We start from the raw sequence: 16005 nt of genomic DNA on the forward strand, positions 1-16005 counted from the left end.
GCGACAGGCGCGAACAGCCATGTCCGAAACGACATGTCCCTCGCGCCAGCCACCGCAGCTGACCGCAGCGACATGTCCCTCGCGCCAGCCTCCGCCATGCGCCTCTCGACCTGCCTCCTCGCCCTCCTCCTCGCCGCCTGCGGCCGCACCGAGCCCCAAGGTCCGCGCTCCGCCACGGCGCCCGCCGGCGCGCCCGCGCCGACCGACGCCGCAGATCCGGCCGCCCCTCCCGCGCCCGTCGTGCCGGCCGCGCCCGCGACCCCCGACGAGCGGCGCGTCCTCGCCTGGCTCGACCCCGACTCGCCCGCCGTCGCGTACATGCGGCTGCCCGCCGACCTCGAGCCCGAGGCGCTCGGCGAGCTGTTCGCCTTGCCGCCGCGCGCGCTCGCCCTGCTGCGCGCCCCGCTGAGCCTCGAGTCCGGGCTCGCCGCCCTCGTCGGCCCCGCCGCCCCGCCGCCCGAGCAGTGGCTCGCGCGCGACCTCGTCGTCATGCAGCCCGTGCTCGCCCGCGGCCCCTACCTCGTGCGCCGCCTGCTCGCGCCGCGGGCGGACGTCGAGGCCTGGCTGCGCAGCGGCGGCATGCAGGTCGACACCGTCGAGGGCCTCGCGGTGTGGACCCCCGGCCAGTCCGCGCCCGAGGCTCCGGTCGACGGCGCCCCCGGCCTCGCCCCCTCGCTCGTGTTCCCTTGGCGGCTCGTCTTCCTCGCCGACGATCTGGTCGGCGCCTTCTCCCTCACCGAGATGGGCAACGGCCTCGGCCCGCTGACCGCCGCCCGCGACCTGCCTCCGTCCGATCTCACGCGCATGATCGGCGAGGTCGTCGCCGCCGACCCCGCGCTCCTGCTCGAGCTGTACGTCCAGGGCGCCATGCTCCACTTCGATCTCAGCGACGACGTCGGGGTCGCCAAGCTGTCCCTGCGCCGCCTCGTCGAGGCCGACGGCGCGCGCTCGTTGCCCCGCCACGACGCCGCCGGCATCGACGGCGAGGTCATCCTCCAGCCGCTGGGCGACGTCGCCGACGCCGCCGCCGCGCTCGAGGCCCGCGCCCCCGCCGGCGCCGCCACCGACGTCCTGCGCGACCTCTACAAGGCCGTCGCCTACAGCCAGGACGGCCCGGTCGTGCGCGGCCGCCTGCAGCTCGCCGCCGACGACCTCGCGCCCCTGCGCCGCGGAGGCGGCCGTTGAGCGCGCCGCGCCCCGGGCAGCGCGGAGGCCCTCGGTGAGCCCCGCGCTCTCCGCTCCGCGCGCCCTCGGCCTCCTCCGGTCGCGCCTCGCCCTGCTGCTCGCGCTCGCCGCCTGCAACGCCCCACCCGCCGGCGATCCGCCCTCTTCGCGACCTGCCCCCACGGCCATGTCCGAGACGACAGGCCCGATCGCCCAGGTCCCCGAGGACATGTCCAAACAGACATGCCCACAAGTGCAGGATCCGATCGGCGACCTCGAGTGGATCCCCGCCGACGCCCGCGTCGTCGCCCTGTTCGACCTCGGCGACCCTGGCGTCGACGACGCCGCCGCCGAGCTCGCGCGCGCCAGCGCCACCACCCCCGGCATGCCCGTGGTCGCCGCGCTCGGCCTCGGCTTCGTCGCTACCCAGCTGCACATCCTCCGCCGCCAGCTCGCCGACGCCGCGCTGACCCCCCGCGAGCTGCTCCTCCTCCACGATCCGGCCGGCGCCGTCGTCTGGATCGTGCGCGTCCGCTGCGACCTCGCCGTCCTCCAAAACACCCTCGCGCGCGCCTGGGGCGTCACCAGCCGCACCACCGCCGCCGGCCCGCTCGCCGAGCCCGACCCCGCCCGCGGCTTCCCCCACGACCTCGTCTTCCTCGGCGACGATCGCCTCGCCCTCGTGCCCGCCGGCGCCGGCGGCAAGCTGCGGCGCTGGCTCGAAGGCCAGGCCGGCCCGCCCGACCTCGGCGAACGCCGCGGCGAGACCCCCGGTCAGGCGCTCGCTCGCCTCGATCCCGCCCCGATCCGCGTCGTGCTCGCCGGCCGCGGCTTGCTCGCTGGCGACGCCGCCAGCGCCCCTCGCACCGTCCGCGCCTGGCCGGACCGCGTCGCCCTCGACGCCGCCCCGCCGTGATCCGGACCTGGCCGATCGGCCAGGCCACCGTCCTCCGGACCGCGCGCATCTGCCCGACCGGACAGCCCCGCGCTCGCACGCGAGGCTCCGCGCCTCACAGGACATGCCCCCTCGGACATGTCTTTCAAAGCATGCCCCTTAGAACATGTTCGATCGAACCCGACACCGCGTGCCGCGCCCGTGACCCATCGCACCGGCGCGCGCGAGGTCGCTGCGCGCGCACCGGGCCGCGCGGGGGCTCGGACCCGCGACCTGGGCCTGCCTCGTGAACTGCGTTCGTCGCCTGTTCGCCCGGCCGCGGGCCGCCGCGGCCGGATTTGCCGCAAGGGCGCGCCCACGTGGCCTGCGGGCCCCTTTGCGCGCGTCCTCGCTCAGGTATAGTGGAGGGTATGCCTGTCGACCCGGGCCCGAGTGCACCTTCATCCTCTGCCGCCATGTCCGTCGCCGCCGTGCTTTCCGGAGGCTCCGGTCCCTGGCCCAGCCACCCGCCCGCGCTCGCCGACGACGTCAACTCGATCGACGCCATCGTCCGCGCCATGTACGCCTCGGTCTCGTTCACCGAGGGGCGGGGCCCCGACGCCGAGCGTCTCGCCAGCCTGTGCGTCCCGCACGGCCGCCTGATCAAGGTCCACGCCAACAACATCGACGACATGAGCGTCCCCGAGTTCGTCGAGCGGGTGCAGACCCGGATCAGCGAGCAGGGCCTGCGCGGCTTCTCCGAGCGCGAGCTGTTCCGCCGCACCGAGGTGTTCGCCGGGATCGCCCACGTCTTCACCACCTACGAGAGCCGCACCGACGACGGCGGCGCCGACCACCTGCTCTACCGCGGCATCAACAGCATCCAGCTGCGCCACGACGGCCGGCGCTGGTGGATCCTCACGATCCTCTGGGCCGACGAGCGCGACGACTCCCCGATCCCCGCGGCGTATCTTCCTCGCACATGAGCGCGGTCCGCGGTCGCTACGCTCCCAGCCCGACCGGCCCGCTGCACCTCGGCAACGCGCGCACCGCCCTGCTCGCCTGGCTCGACGCCCGCGCTCGCGGCGGCGCCTTTGTCATGCGCATCGAGGACGTCGACTTCACGCGCGCCCGGCCCGAGTTCGAGGCCCAGCTCCTGCTCGACCTGCACTGGCTCGGCCTCGACTGGGACGAGGGCCCCGACGTCGGCGGACCGTCCGGCCCCTACCGTCAGAGCGAGCGCGGCGATCGCTACGCCGCCGCCCTCGCGCGCCTCGAAGTCTACCCGTGCACCTGCACCCGTCGCGAGCTGCGCGCCTTGCCGGTCACCAGCATGTCCGGAGAGCCAGTGTACCCGGGGACATGTCGCAAAGGACAGTCGAACCCCGGCCGTCACGCCGCCGTGCGCTGGCGCGTCCCTGGCGGCAGCGTCGACTTCGTCGATCGCCTGTGCGGCGAGCACCGGCAGGACATCGACCGCGACGTCGGCGACTTCGTGCTGCAGCGCGGCGACGGGGCCTGGGCCTACCAGCTCGCCGTCGTCGTCGACGACGCCGACATGGGCGTCACCGACATCGTCCGCGGCGCCGATCTGCTCGACAGCACCCCGCGGCAGCTCCACCTCCTGCGCGCGCTGCACCCTGACCTGCCCGCCCCGCGCTTCGCCCACGTCCCGTTGATCCTCGGCGCCGGCGGGGCCAAGCTCAGCAAGCGCGATGGGGCGCCCGACCTCGGGGCCCTGCGCGAGGCGGGCGCATCGCCGGCGCGCGTCGTGGCGGCGCTCGCCCGCAGCGTGGGCCTCGTGCCCCCGGAGGTCCGCGAGATCCGGCCCCGCGAGCTCTTGACCACCGTTCAGGCCGACGATCCGCTCGCGCGCATCACCTCGCAGCCCCTCGACCTCGCCGGCCTGTGACGGACGTCCTCGTCCGCCCCGTGAGTCGCCCGACGTTGCGCCCGCGAAGCCTTGTCCGCGCCGACCCGGGTCGATAAAACCCGAATCCTCCCCGGAGTCTCTTCGCCGATGCATCGCCGCCTCTCGCCCCTCGCGTGGTTCACCGCCGCCCTCGCCCTCGCCGCCTGCAAGCCTGCAGCCACCACCGCCGGGCCCACCGACGCCTCGCCGGGCGACGGCAGCGACAACGGCGGCTCCGCGGCCGGCCCCAGCTCGGCCTACACCTACCCCAGCACGCGCAAGGGCGACACCGTCGACACCTACCACGGCGCCCAGGTCGGCGACCCGTACCGCTGGCTCGAGGAGCTCGACACCGACGAGACCCGCGCGTGGGTCGAGGCCCAGAACAAGCTCACCTTCGGCGTCCTCGGCGGCATCCAGCAGCGCGACGTCATCCGCAAGCGCCTCACCGAGCTGTGGAACTACGAGCGTTACGGCGTCCCCTCCAAGGAGGGCGGCAAGTACTTCTACAGCCGCAACGACGGCCTGCAGAACCAGAGCGTCCTCTACGTCGCCGACAACCTCGCCGCCGAGCCGCGCGTCCTCCTCGATCCCAACACCCTCTCGCAGGACGGCACCGTCGCCCTGTCCGGCACCGCGATCAGCCAGGACGGCAAGTACATCGCCTACGGCCTCGCCGCCGCCGGCAGCGACTGGCAGGAGTACCGCATCCGCGAGATCGCCACCGGCAAGGACCTCGACGATCACCTCAAGTGGATCAAGTTCAGCGGCGCCGCCTGGACGAAGGACAGCAAGGGCTTCTTTTACAGCCGCTATGACGCCCCCAAGGACGGCGAGGCGCTCAGGGGCAAGAACGAGTTCCAGAAGCTCTACTACCACAAGGTCGGCACCGCCCAGGACCAGGACATCCTCGTCTACGAGCGCAAGGATCACCCGCAGTGGGGCTTCGGCGGCGAGGTCAGCGACGACGGCCGCTGGCTCGTCATCCGCGTGTGGGAGGGCAGCGCCGACAAGAACGCCCTGTTCGTCCAGGACCTCGCGGGCGGCGTCGGCAAGAAGCCCGTCGTCGAGCTGCTCGGCAAGTTCGACGCCGAGTACACCTTCGTCGGCAGCAAGGGCAGCAGCCTCTTCATCCAGACCACCCAGGGCGCTACGCGCGGCAAGCTCGTCGCCATCGACCCGACCAAGAAGAACGCCGGCGATCCTGCCGCGTGGAAGCTCCTCATCCCCGAGGCTCCCGAGACCCTGCGCGGCATCAGCCACGTCGGCGGCAAGCTGATCGCCTCGTACCTCAAGGACGCGCGCAGCGAGGTCCGCGTCTTCAGCGAGGGCGGCAAGCTCGAGCGTGACATCACCTTGCCCGGCCTCGGCACCGCCGGCGGCTTCGGCGGTCGGTCGAAGGACACCGAGACCTTCTACGCCTTCACCAGCTACACCTGGCCGACCACCATCTTCCGCTACGACCTCAAGACCGGCACCAGCGAGGTCTTCCGCCAGCCCAAGGTCGCCTTCGATCCGAGCAAGTACGAGACCACCCAGGTCTTCTACACCAGCAAGGACGGCACCAAGGTGCCGATGTTCTTGACCCACAAGAAGGGCCTCGAGCGGACCGGCCAGAACCCGACCTACCTCTACGGCTACGGCGGCTTCAACGTCGCGCTCACCCCCGGCTTCTCCGTCCCCGACCTCATGTGGCTCGAGCTCGGCGGCGTGCTCGCGGTCGCCAACCTGCGCGGCGGCGGCGAGTACGGCGAGTCCTGGCACGAGGCCGGCACCAAGCTGCACAAGCAGAACGTGTTCGACGACTTCATCAGCGCCGCCGAGTACCTCGTCGCCGAGAAGGTCACCTCGCCGGGCAAGCTCGCCATCGGCGGCCGCAGCAACGGCGGCCTGCTGGTCGGCGCCGCCATGACTCAGCGCCCCGACCTGTTCGCCGTCGCCCTGCCCGGCGTCGGCGTCATGGACATGCTGCGCTTCCACAAGTTCACGATCGGCTGGGCCTGGGTGTCCGACTACGGCTCCTCCGACGACGCCGAGCAGTTCAAGGCCCTGCGCGCCTACTCGCCGCTGCACAACCTCAAGTCCGGCACCAAGTACCCGGCCACCCTCGTCTACACCGCCGATCACGACGACCGCGTCGTCCCCGGCCACAGCTACAAGTTCGCCGCCGCGCTGCAGGCCGCCCAGGCCGGCGACAAGCCGACCCTCATCCGCATCGACGTGCGCGCCGGCCACGGCGCCGGAAAGCCGACCAGCAAGCAGATCGACGAGTGGACCGACCTCTGGGGCTTCGTCGTCCACAACCTCGGCATGACGATCTAGCCCGCGCCCTCGCGCCCCGGAGCCCCGCGATCTCGCCGAGGTCGCGGGGCTCCTGTATTTTTGGACATGCCCTCGAGAGCATGTTCCAAATGACATGTCCGATGCGACATGCATCTCTTCATGCCGCGCTAACTTTGGGCAAGCGCTTTAGAGCATGTTCCGAATGACATGTCCGATGCGACATGCAGCTCTCCATGCCGCGCGCACGAAAGCGGCCTGATGCGCTCTCCTCGATGCGTCCGCTCGGCGCGACCCGACGAGGGTCCCCGACCCCGGCCGTCCGCATCCGCGGCCGCACCGTTCGCGCGCGCGCCCGTAGATCCATCCTCTCGACCGCCCGTTGCCGGGGCGAGCCACCATGCCGATCCGCCTGCGCTCCCTCGCCTGTCTCGCCGCGTTCACCTTCTTCATGCCCGCCGCCGAGGCAGCCCCCGACAAGGAGCGCGAGCGCCCGCACCGCATGAAGGCCTACGACTTCTCGGCCGACACCTTCGCTGGCGAGATGCTCGCTCCCTCGCCCGCGATGGGGGCCACGCCCGGCGGCGCCCAGGACATCCAGTTCTTCCGCGATCGCGTCAAGGCCGGCGAGGTCCCGCACCCCAACACCTTCACGCCCGAGGGCCTGTTCAGCGAGCACGACCTCCCGCTCGCGGCCGGGCGCACCTGCGATCAGCTGCTCTGCACCGTCGGCGAGGCCACCGGCGCCGCCTTGCTCGCCCAGCCCGACGTCCAGTACCTCGCCCAGCTCGGCTTCAGCTCCGGCCTCGATCCGAAGACCTTCAAGCGCGCCCCGCTCAACCTCGTCGCCGTCATCGACAAGTCGGGCTCGATGTCGGGCCAGCCGCTCGACCTCGTGCGCGAGAGCCTCTACCGCGTCCTCGATCAGCTCGGGCCTGACGACCAGCTCTCGATCGTCCTCTACGGCGACCGCGCCCACGTCCATCTGGCCCCGACGCCCGCCCGGGACAAGCGCGCGATCGCCAGGCACATCGCCGACATCGAGAGCGCCGGCTCGACCGCCATGGAAGAGGGCCTGCGGGTCGGCTACGAGCTCGCCGGTCGCAGCGGCAAGGGCTTCAAGGGCACCACCCGCGTCATGCTCTTCACCGACGAGCGGCCCAACGTCGGCGCCACCGACAAGCAGAGCTTCATGGGCATGGCCCGCGACGCCTCGCACGGCGGCATCGGCCTTACCACCGTCGGCGTCGGCGTGCAGTTCGGGGCCGAGCTCGCCACCGCGGTCAGCAGCGTGCGCGGCGGCAACCTGTTCTTCTTCCCCGACGCCGCGCGCATGTCGAAGGTCTTCCGCGAAGACTTCGACACCATGGTCACCGAGCTCGCCCACGACCTGAAGCTCGAGGTGAAGCCCGCCGCCGGCCTCAAGATCGCCGGGGTCTACGGGATCCCCGGCAAGGCCATCGAATGGGCCCCCGGCGGCGCCATCCGCCTCAGCGTCGAGACCATCTTCCTCAGCCGCAAGAAGGGCGCCATCTTCGTCGGCTTCGGCCCCGCCGATCGCAACTTGCCCGGCCCCAAACAGGCCGTCGATCGTCCGCTCGGCCAGGTCAGCCTCGCCTACACCGAGGTCGCCGCCGGCAAGCCGCGCAGCTCCACCGTCGACCTGTCCTACAAGCCAGGTGCGAACGCCAGCGTCGGCCTCGTCCGCGGCGCGCGGCTCGTCGATCAGGCCACCGCGCTGGCCCGGGCCGCCGCCCTCCACCACGAGCAGAACGACCAGGAGGGCGCCTACCAGCTCGTGCACGCCCTCGCCTCGCTCTACCGCCAGGACCGCGATCCCGAGCTCGCCGAGGAGCGCACGCTCGTGTTCGCCCTCGAGCGCACCTTCGCCAAGCTCTCGGGCCACGCCGGCGAGCCCTCGCCCGCCGCTCCCGCCGTCGATCGCGTCAGCGGCCTCCCGCCCGCCCCGTCCTCGCGGCGCTCGCCCGTCGTCACCACCGGCCCGCGCAAGAACCTGCTCGATCGCATCGACCACCCGTGAGCCGCTCGCCGGCATCCACCAGCCAGGTCTCACGCGCCATACCGGCCTCTCTCGCGCACGCAACGACCCGACCCACCTCAACCGTCCGACCGGGCTCGCCTCTCGTCACTGCGCGCGTCGACCGTGAGCCGCGCCTCGGTCGGCCGCTGCGCACCGCGATCTCCCGCACCGAGCTCCGCGCGCGCAGCGACCAGGCACCTCGTGTCCCGACCGCGCTCGGCACGCGGCGGTCGTTTGCCCCGCGCGGCCCGCGGCGTTACGCTCCGCGCGTGTCGACCCGCGCCGCGCTGTTCTCCTTCGTGCTTGTGACCTCGGCGGTGCTCGGATGCACCGGCGCCGGCAAGGCACCTGCCCCTTCGGACATGGCCCCGAAGACATCCACCGCCACGGCAGGCGGCGGCGACCTCGAGGGCTTCCCGCTGTCCCGCCTGCGCTTCGAGCACAACCCCGTCGAGCCGCTCACGTTGCCGGAGCCGCTGAACGAGGCCGACCTCAAGGCTCGCGGCGTGCAGAGCCACCGCGTGCTGACGGCCACCAGCCCGCAGGTGTGGCTCTACGTGTTCGAGTTCGCCGACCAGAACGCGATGTTCGCCGCGCTGCAGGACCCGCGCCTGCTCCTGCCGGGCGAGCCGCCGTACTACCCTGCCACGGCGTTCACCGGCCGCTGGCTGCTCGTCACCGGCTTCCCCTCGGAGAAGCCGGTCTCGCCGGAGATGGAGGCCGCGCGCACCATGTTCCTCGAGCGCTGGGCCGGCCAGGAGTGATCCTCGCCCCGGCGCAGTCGCTCAGCCGAGCACCACGCGCACCGACTTGACCAGCGCCCGCAACGCCGTCACGACCTCCTCGGTCGTCTCGCCCTTCACGATCGCGTAGCCCTCGCCCTCGTAGCCGGACGCGCGCGGCTGCCCGACCTGCGGCAGCTTGCGGTCGACCACCCACGGGCCGGCCTGCTCTTGCGCCTCGGCCAGGCCCTCGACCGCGCGGACCACCTGCCCCGGACCTTGCCCGCGGAAGAACGCCGTGCCGGCCGCGAACTGGCGCGGCGGCGCCTCGAAGCGGTCGAACACCATCAGCTCGGCCCACTTCTGCCACATGTCGACCCCGTGGCAGAGGCCCATCATCGGCATCAGGTGCACGCCGGGCGGGCGGGCCGCCACCTCGCTGATCACCATCGAGCCGTCGGGGCGGAGGAACCACTCCATATGAGTGAGCGCCGTGCCGACCCCGAGGGCCTGCAGCGCGCGCACGTTGAGCGCGCGGAACGTCTGCGCGTGCGGCTGCAGCTGCTCGCGCGGCAGCAGCACGCAGTACTGAATCCACGGGTTCTCGAGCACCTGCAGCGGCCCTGGCAGGTAGTAGCTCGACGAGTGCCACACCGGCCTGCCGTCGATCGTGATCGTCTCGAACGTGTGCTCCTCGCCGCGCACGAACTCCTCGGCCTGGGCCGGGTTCGACGGCGTCACGAACAGCTCGGCGAGCGCCGACGCCAGCGACTCGTCGTCGGTCGCGCGGACCGTCGCCCGCGAGCCCAGGCCCGCCGGCGGCTTGAGCACGACCGGGTAGCCGACCTCGCGCACGAACGCCCGCGCCTCCTCGGCCGAGCCGATCAGCGCCTGCCTCGCCACCGGCAGCCCCGCCTCGCGCAGCTTCGCCTTCATCCGGTTCTTCTCGCGGAAGTTGCGGGCGATCGCCTCCGTCATGCCCGGGATCCCCAGCTTGTCGCGCGCCACCGCCAGCGGGGTCTGCATCTGCTCGAGGAACCCGATCAGGCGATCGACGCGCCCCCACCCGGCCTGGAACGCCTTGCCCGCGGACACCAGCTGCTCGGCGTCGAGGCAGTCACGGACCTGGTAGTGCCCGACCACGCGACCGCGGTAGCGCTCGGGCAGCGTCGCCTCGGACTCGTGGGTGATGAGGCCGATCCGGACATCGGGCAGCGACGTCAGCGCGTCGAGGCACTGCAGGATGTTGGCGCTGTAGAACGGGGCGACGTAGAGGACGTGGGCGGGCATGCGCGGCCGCGATCATGCCAGATCCACCGCGACCCGGCGACGCGCTCGGTCAGCGAGAACCGCCGGTCGCACGCGATCCCGACCGGTCGATGACCGCGGGAGCCCAGCCTCGGCCCGCAAAACGACGTCTCGCAGCGGCGCGTGGCGGTCACGGGACCGGGGCGATCCAGGCCGTGGTCCGGCGCCCTCCGACGGTCCCCGACCCGGCGCAGCCTCCGATCGGCGAGACCTGCCCGCGTGGCCGATCCTGCGAGCGAGTCGCGGCGAGCCCTCGACGGTCCTGCGCGATCTTCCGCCCGCCCGGCGCAGCCGACCGTGCTCTCGCCGGCGCCGCGAGCCCTCGCGTGCCCCACATGTCTGTTTCGACATGTCTCCGACGACATGCCCTTATCGACATGCCCTCGGCGACATATTCCCCACGACATGCCCGATCGGACACTCCGCCTACCCGCCAGCCAGGCTCACCCGAGCTCGCCGCGGTCGATGCGATCGAGCGCCGTCTCGGCCGCCGCCGACTCGGCCGCGCGCAAGCTCGGGCCCTCGCCCTCGGCCAGCGCCACGATCAGGCCGTCGGAGCACGTCACCTCCGCGCGCACCCGCCACAGCGAGCGGTCGTGCGCCGGGCGGTCGCCGAGCGGCACGTAGACCGGCGGCCGCCGCCAGCGCGCCTGGGCCCACTCCTGCAGCCGCGCCTTGGCCGGCTTGCCGTCGTCCGGGCGCAGCGCCGCCAAACGGGGCCCCAGCAGCGCCTGAAACACCACCCCCGACGACGCCAGCGGATCGCGGCCGGCCGCGCGCGCGTCGAGGAACGCCGCTCCGAGCACCGCCTCGGCCGCGTCGGCCAGCGACCCGTCGTGTTCGCGCAGCTCCGCCTGCCGATGCGCCACCCACAGCGACGGCCCGAGATCGAGCCGCCGGGCCGCCTCGGCCAGCGCCGGCTCCGACACCAGGCTCGCGCGCAGCCGCGTCAGCACCCCCTCGGGCAGCGCCGGGAAGCGGCGCCACAGCGCCTCGGTCGAAAGCAGGGCCAGCACTGCGTCGCCGAAGAACTCGAGGCACGCGTTGCTCGGCCAGCCCGCGCGCGCGTGCTCGTTGACCCACGTCGGGTGCGTCAGCGCCACGCGCAGCAGCGCCGGGCGGGTGAACGCGTAGCCGAGCCGCGTCTGCAGCGGCGCCATGCGGGCCTCGTTGTCGGGCCAGGTCGGCGCCCCGCGGCGGTCGGGCAGATCCTCGAGCAGCTCGGTCATGCGCCGGTCTCCGCGATCCAGCCGCCGCCGAGCACTCGGTCACCGGCGTAGATCACCGCGGCTTGCCCCGGCGCCGCCGCCTGGACCGGCGTTTCGAAATGGATCGTCGCCCGCTCGCCCGCCAGCTCGACGCGCGCCGGCGCCGGCCGCCCGCGGTGACGGATCTGGACCTCCGCGCGGACCGTCGCGTGCTCGCCCAGCGGCGCCAGCCGGCGGAAGTCCGCCAGCGTCAGCGCGTGCGTCTCGAGGTCCGCCGCGTCGCCCACCACCACCTGGCGCTGCGCCGGCAGCACCCGCAGCACGTAGCGCGGCGACGTGCCCGGGATCCGCAGCCCGCGGCGCTGGCCGATCGTCACGCGGTGGATCCCGCCGTGCGCCCCGAGCACGCGGCCCTCGGCGTCGACCACCTCGCCGGGCGCCAGCTCCTCGGTCGCCAGCCCCAGCGTCGCCGCCCGCGCCTCCACCAACTCACCGTGATCGCGGCCGCCGACGAAGCACAGCTCCTGGCTGTCGGGCGTGTCGGCGCTCGGCAGCCCGAGCGCGCGGGCCTTGGCTCGCACCTGGTCTTTGAGCCATGTCCCGAGCGGAAACTGCACCCCCGCCAGCAGCGCCGGCGGCACCGCGAACAGGAAGTACGTCTGGTCCTTCGTCGCATCGGCCGCGCGCAGCAGCGCCCCGTCTTCCAGGCGCGCGTAGTGGCCGGTCGCCAGCGCCTCGGCACCGAGCGCGCGGGCGCGGGCCACCAGCGGCCCGAACTTCACGTGCTCGTTGCAGCGGACGCACGGGTTCGGCGTGCGGCCGCGGGCGTACTCGCGGGCGAAGTCGTCGATCACCTGGGCCGAGAAGCGCTCCTGCTCGTCGACCGTGTAGTGCGGGATCCCAAGCAGCGCGCACACGTCTCGCGCCTGATCGATCTCCGCCGGCGAGCAGCACGACCCGCCGCGGCCCTGGCGTTCGTGCCCGCTGGCGTCGTAGAGCCGCATCGTCAGGCCCACCACTTCGTGGCCCGCCTCGACCAGCAGCGCCGCCGCCACCGACGAGTCGACCCCGCCGGACATCGCGCACACGATCCTCATGACGGCGTCACCTCGCGCCAGTCGCCGCCGCCCTCCGCCCCGCGCACGCGCGCGATCGCCTCGGGCAACGCGGCCAGCAGCGCTTCGACATCCTCTTCGGTGTTGCCGGCGCCGAGCGAGATCCGCAGCGCCGAGCGAGCCGCGGCCGGCGTCAGCCCCAGCGCCAGCAGCACCGGCGACGGCTCGGGCGTGCCCGAGCTGCAGGCCGCCCCGTACGACACCGCGATCCCTGCCAGGTCGAGGTTCATCGCCAGCAGCTGCCCGTCGCAGCCGGCGAACCCGGCGCTCACGGTGTTGCCGACCCGGCGCTCGCGATCGCCGTGGACTGTCACATCGGACATGTCCGAAAGGCCAGCCCGCAAGCGTTCGGCCAGTCGGGTCACGTGGGCGTGGCGCGTCGGCAGCTCGGCCGCGGCCAGCTGCGCCGCGACGCCGAACCCTGTGATGCTGGCGACCGGCTCGGTCCCCGCCCGGCGCCCGCGCTCTTGCTGGCCGCCGAGCAGCAGCGGATCGATCGCCAGCCGGCGGCGATGGACCAGCGCGCCGACCCCCTTCGGGCCGTAGATTTTGTGGCTGCTGACGCTGAGCAGGTCGAGATCCCAGCCATGAAAGTCGAGGGGCAGCTTGCCGAACGCCTGCACCGCGTCGCAGTGGACCAGCGCCCCGGGCGCGAATTCGCGCACCACGCGGACCAGCGCCGGGATGTCGTAGGCATTGCCGAGCACGTGATTCGCGGCAGCGAGCGAGACAACTCCCACGTCCGGGTTCTCCCGGAGGGCGGCGCTCAGCGCGTCGGGCTCGATGCGGCCATGGGCGTCGACCGCGACCAGCGCCAGCGGGTGTCCCTCACGCTGCAGCCGGCCCGCCGCCGCCAGCACCGCCGGGTGCTCGAGCGGCGAAGTGAGCAGGCCAAAAGGCCGCCCTGCGGCCCGCAGCGCCCTCGCAGCGCCGATCAGCGCCAGGTTGTCGGCCTCGGTCCCGCCCGACGTGAAAGTCACCTCGAGCGCCTCGGCCCCGAGCGCCCGGGCGACCGCGCGGCGCGCCTGTTCGACGGCCGCCCGGGCCCGCTGCCCCGTGCTGTGCACGCTGGCCGGGTTCCCCTGAAGGAGGGGGTCGGTCAGCGCGGCGATAACAGCGTCCCGGACCCGGGGATCGAGGGGGGTCGTCGCGTTGTGGTCGAGGTAGCGCACCCAGGGCCGGCTATAGCACGAGGTCCGGCGCCGGGAGCCCCGGTTTAGCCGGCTTGTTGACGGGATGGGCTCCGGCGTTGAATCATCACAGCGCGTGAGTCTCCTCGGGACCATGATGGTGAGAGCGGGCCTGCTCTCCGACGAGCAGTTAGCCGCGGTACAGGCCACAAGCGCCGAGCGCAAGCTCTCCTTCGTCGAAGCTCTGCTTTCGCACAGCTTCGCCGATGAAGACAGCGTCGTCGGTTTCCTTCACAGCAAGCTGATGATCCCCAAGGTGGGCGCCAGCATCCTCGACGGCGTCGATCGATCGGCGCTCGATCGGGTCCCCGGTGAATTGGCTGCGCGCCACGCCGTGCTCCCGATCTCGAGCGACGAGACTGGCAACCTCACCCTGGCGATGGTCGACCCGACCGACATGAAAGCGGTCGACGCCATCTCGGCGCACACGGGCGCGTATCTGGTTCGCGCGGTCGCGCCGCTGCGAGTCATCCGCTCCTCGATCACGCACCACTACGGGATCCCGGCGCCGACCTTGCCCTCGCTGCAGGCGACCAAGCCGGCCACCGCCGCGACCCCGGCCGCGGTCATCCCCGCCGGCGCCTCCGCACCTGGCTCGAGCACCAGCCGCGCCCCCTCGGCCGCCGTCAGCTCGGCGCCGACGGTGACGCCCCCGACCATTGGCACCCCGCCGAACGGCGCCCTGACCGTGCCTTCGCCGCCGGTCGTCGAGCCCGTCGCCGCGGGCGCCTCTCGCCCCTCCGCCCCCAGCGGCGCCGCGATCCGTCCGGCCGCCGTGCTCCAGCCCTCGGCCGTGCTCATGGCCGGCGCCCCGCGTCCGGCCGCCGTGTTGCCGGCCGCCGCCTTCGCGCCCTCGCCGTACGGCATCCCCGCCCACGCCGCCGCGCCCGTGGTCGCATCGAGCGCCACCGCGACCGTAGTCGCACCTGTCCCTTCGGCCAGCCCGCCCGGCAGCGGCAGCCTCGCCGCGGCGCTCACCGCCACCCCGCCGGTCGCCACCTCCCCCGCGAGCAACGGCGTCTCGTCGGTCGGCGCGACCAACCTCTCCGCCCCCAACCTCGCCGCCCCCAACCTCGCCACCCCGCCGATCGCCGTACCTGTCTCTTCGGCCAGCTCGGCCCCGGGCAACGTCACCCAGCCGTTCGCCTCCTCGAGCATCACCGCGGCGATGCCCGCCGCACCTGTCTCTGCGGCCAGCTCGACCACGGGCAGCGTCGCCCAGCCGTCCACCGCCGCGAGCGTCCCCGCCGCGGTCGCCATCGACGCCGACACCGTACCTGTCCCTGCGGCCAGCCCCGTCAGCGAGCCCGAGGCGCCCGTGCCGACGATCGCTGGCGCCATGGCGACCCTGCGCCCGGCCGAAGAGATCGACACCTCGCGCGGTCGCACCGAGCCCGGCACCGAGAGCGCCGCCGAGACCCTCTCCGGCGCCCCGCGGCCCAGCGACGACCTCGACATCCCGCTCGACGACCTCGAGAGCAACGACCGACCCGGCACCTCCGGGCCCGGCGAGGCGACCTTCGACGCCGCCAAGACCCAGACCTGGATCCCGCCGAGCTTCACCGCCGCCAACGAGATCATCCCGCTGTCGCCGGAGGCGTTCCACCGCCTGCTGCCGCGCTTCGCCACCGTCAAGTCGCGCGACGAGGTCACCGACCTGCTGCTCGATTTCCTCGCCGAGGGCTTCTCGCGGGTCATCATGTTCGTCCACGTCAAGGGCGAGATCCGCGGCCGCGACGCCCGCGGCGAAGACCTGCTGGTCGAGGCCGTGCGCCAGATCCGGATCCCCGCCGGCGGCCCCTCGGTGTTCTCCGGCGTCATCGAGCGCCGCCTCCCCTACTTCGGCGCGATGCGGACCGACACCCCGATCGACGCCGCCTTCTTCTCGGCCCTCGGCGGCGTCGAGGGCGTCATCCTGGTCCTGCCCGTCCTCCTGCGCGAGAAGGTCCCGCTGATCGTGTTCGCCTCGGGCTCGAGCAACCCCGTCGACCCGCGCAGCCTGCACGAGCTGACCCACGAGGTCGCCGCCGCGCTCGAGCGCATCATCGTGATCGAGAAGGCCCGCGGGAAGTAGCCGCGCCGGCCCCGGCGCGCATGTCGAAGCGGGCATGTCCAAACGGACATGCCCGTTTCTCTATGTCCGTTCGCGCATGTCCTCACGGACATGCGCGAAGCGACATGTCCGAAGGCG

12 protein-coding genes are annotated in these 16005 nt (G+C 73.1%); 8 read left to right on the forward strand and 4 right to left on the reverse strand.

The features are described from left to right. Positions 1-72 precede the first annotated feature (72 nt). The 7 genes from POL25_RS24145 to POL25_RS24175 all read left to right on the forward strand — a co-directional run bounded on the left by POL25_RS24145 (position 73) and on the right by POL25_RS24175 (position 9035). A complete protein-coding gene (locus tag POL25_RS24145) occupies positions 73-1185 on the forward strand; it encodes a hypothetical protein (protein WP_272088508.1) in 1113 nt (370 codons plus the stop codon). 166 nt (positions 1186-1351) lie between these two features. Beyond that, positions 1352-2080, forward strand: coding sequence for a hypothetical protein (locus POL25_RS24150; RefSeq protein WP_272088509.1), 729 nt, complete (start codon positions 1352-1354; stop codon positions 2078-2080). A 434-nt stretch (positions 2081-2514) separates the two neighbouring features. Next, positions 2515-3024, forward strand: coding sequence for a hypothetical protein (locus tag POL25_RS24155; RefSeq protein WP_272088510.1), 510 nt, complete (start codon positions 2515-2517; stop codon positions 3022-3024). Continuing rightward, on the forward strand, positions 3021-3950 hold the full coding sequence (gene gluQRS, locus POL25_RS24160; protein ID WP_272088511.1) for a tRNA glutamyl-Q(34) synthetase GluQRS: 930 nt from the start codon (positions 3021-3023) through the stop codon (positions 3948-3950). The genes POL25_RS24155 and gluQRS overlap by 4 nt, the downstream gene beginning before the upstream one ends. Before the next feature lie 108 nt (positions 3951-4058). Continuing rightward, the gene (locus POL25_RS24165) at positions 4059-6272 is read left to right on the forward strand and encodes a prolyl oligopeptidase family serine peptidase (RefSeq protein ID WP_272088512.1); all 2214 of its coding nucleotides are present in this window, start codon (positions 4059-4061) and stop codon (positions 6270-6272) included. Between the two features lie 358 nt (positions 6273-6630). Beyond that, positions 6631-8271 carry a vWA domain-containing protein gene (locus tag POL25_RS24170; protein ID WP_272088513.1) on the forward strand — a complete coding sequence of 547 codons (1641 nt, stop codon included), beginning with the start codon at positions 6631-6633 and terminating at the stop codon, positions 8269-8271. Between the two features lie 269 nt (positions 8272-8540). Beyond that, a complete protein-coding gene (locus POL25_RS24175; RefSeq protein WP_272088514.1) occupies positions 8541-9035 on the forward strand; it encodes a hypothetical protein in 495 nt (164 codons plus the stop codon). A gap of 21 nt (positions 9036-9056) precedes the next feature. Here the strand turns inward: POL25_RS24175 and POL25_RS24180 are convergent, their stop codons facing one another. The 4 genes from POL25_RS24180 to POL25_RS24195 form a co-directional block, all read right to left on the reverse strand. Further along, positions 9057-10283, reverse strand: coding sequence for an ATP-grasp domain-containing protein (locus POL25_RS24180; RefSeq protein WP_272088515.1), 1227 nt, complete (start codon positions 10281-10283; stop codon positions 9057-9059). Positions 10284-10744: 461 nt separating this feature from the next. Continuing rightward, a complete protein-coding gene (locus POL25_RS24185) occupies positions 10745-11530 on the reverse strand; it encodes a ribonuclease III family protein (protein WP_272088516.1) in 786 nt (261 codons plus the stop codon). Continuing rightward, positions 11527-12606, reverse strand: a complete 1080-nt coding sequence (gene mnmA / locus POL25_RS24190; RefSeq protein WP_272088517.1) for a tRNA 2-thiouridine(34) synthase MnmA — start codon at positions 12604-12606, stop codon at positions 11527-11529. The genes POL25_RS24185 and mnmA overlap by 4 nt, the downstream gene beginning before the upstream one ends. After that, positions 12603-13796, reverse strand: a complete 1194-nt coding sequence (locus POL25_RS24195; RefSeq protein ID WP_272088518.1) for a cysteine desulfurase family protein — start codon at positions 13794-13796, stop codon at positions 12603-12605. Before POL25_RS24195 ends, mnmA begins: the two co-directional genes overlap by 4 nt. A 112-nt stretch (positions 13797-13908) precedes the next feature. On the opposite strand from POL25_RS24195, the gene POL25_RS24200 reads away from it, so the two are divergent. Continuing rightward, positions 13909-15888, forward strand: coding sequence for a GspE/PulE/PilB domain-containing protein (locus POL25_RS24200; RefSeq protein WP_272088519.1), 1980 nt, complete (start codon positions 13909-13911; stop codon positions 15886-15888). Positions 15889-16005 lie beyond the last annotated feature (117 nt).

Source organism: Nannocystis bainbridge (assembly GCF_028368995.1).
Lineage (GTDB): Bacteria > Myxococcota_A > Polyangia > Nannocystales > Nannocystaceae > Nannocystis > Nannocystis bainbridge.

What these genes read in the sequence shown, in the direction of transcription:
- POL25_RS24145 (WP_272088508.1), top strand. Translation starts at nt 73, where the DNA reads ATGTCCCTCGCGCCAGCCTCCGCCATGCGCCTCTCGACCTGCCTCCTC.
- POL25_RS24200 (WP_272088519.1), top strand. Translation starts at nt 13,909, where the DNA reads ATGATGGTGAGAGCGGGCCTGCTCTCCGACGAGCAGTTAGCCGCGGTA.
- POL25_RS24170 (WP_272088513.1), top strand. Translation starts at nt 6,631, where the DNA reads ATGCCGATCCGCCTGCGCTCCCTCGCCTGTCTCGCCGCGTTCACCTTC.
- POL25_RS24155 (WP_272088510.1), top strand. Translation starts at nt 2,515, where the DNA reads ATGTCCGTCGCCGCCGTGCTTTCCGGAGGCTCCGGTCCCTGGCCCAGC.
- gluQRS (WP_272088511.1), top strand. Translation starts at nt 3,021, where the DNA reads ATGAGCGCGGTCCGCGGTCGCTACGCTCCCAGCCCGACCGGCCCGCTG.
- POL25_RS24180 (WP_272088515.1), bottom strand. Translation starts at nt 10,283, where the DNA reads ATGCCCGCCCACGTCCTCTACGTCGCCCCGTTCTACAGCGCCAACATC.
- POL25_RS24185 (WP_272088516.1), bottom strand. Translation starts at nt 11,530, where the DNA reads ATGACCGAGCTGCTCGAGGATCTGCCCGACCGCCGCGGGGCGCCGACC.
- POL25_RS24165 (WP_272088512.1), top strand. Translation starts at nt 4,059, where the DNA reads ATGCATCGCCGCCTCTCGCCCCTCGCGTGGTTCACCGCCGCCCTCGCC.
- POL25_RS24150 (WP_272088509.1), top strand. Translation starts at nt 1,352, where the DNA reads ATGTCCGAGACGACAGGCCCGATCGCCCAGGTCCCCGAGGACATGTCC.
- mnmA (WP_272088517.1), bottom strand. Translation starts at nt 12,606, where the DNA reads ATGAGGATCGTGTGCGCGATGTCCGGCGGGGTCGACTCGTCGGTGGCG.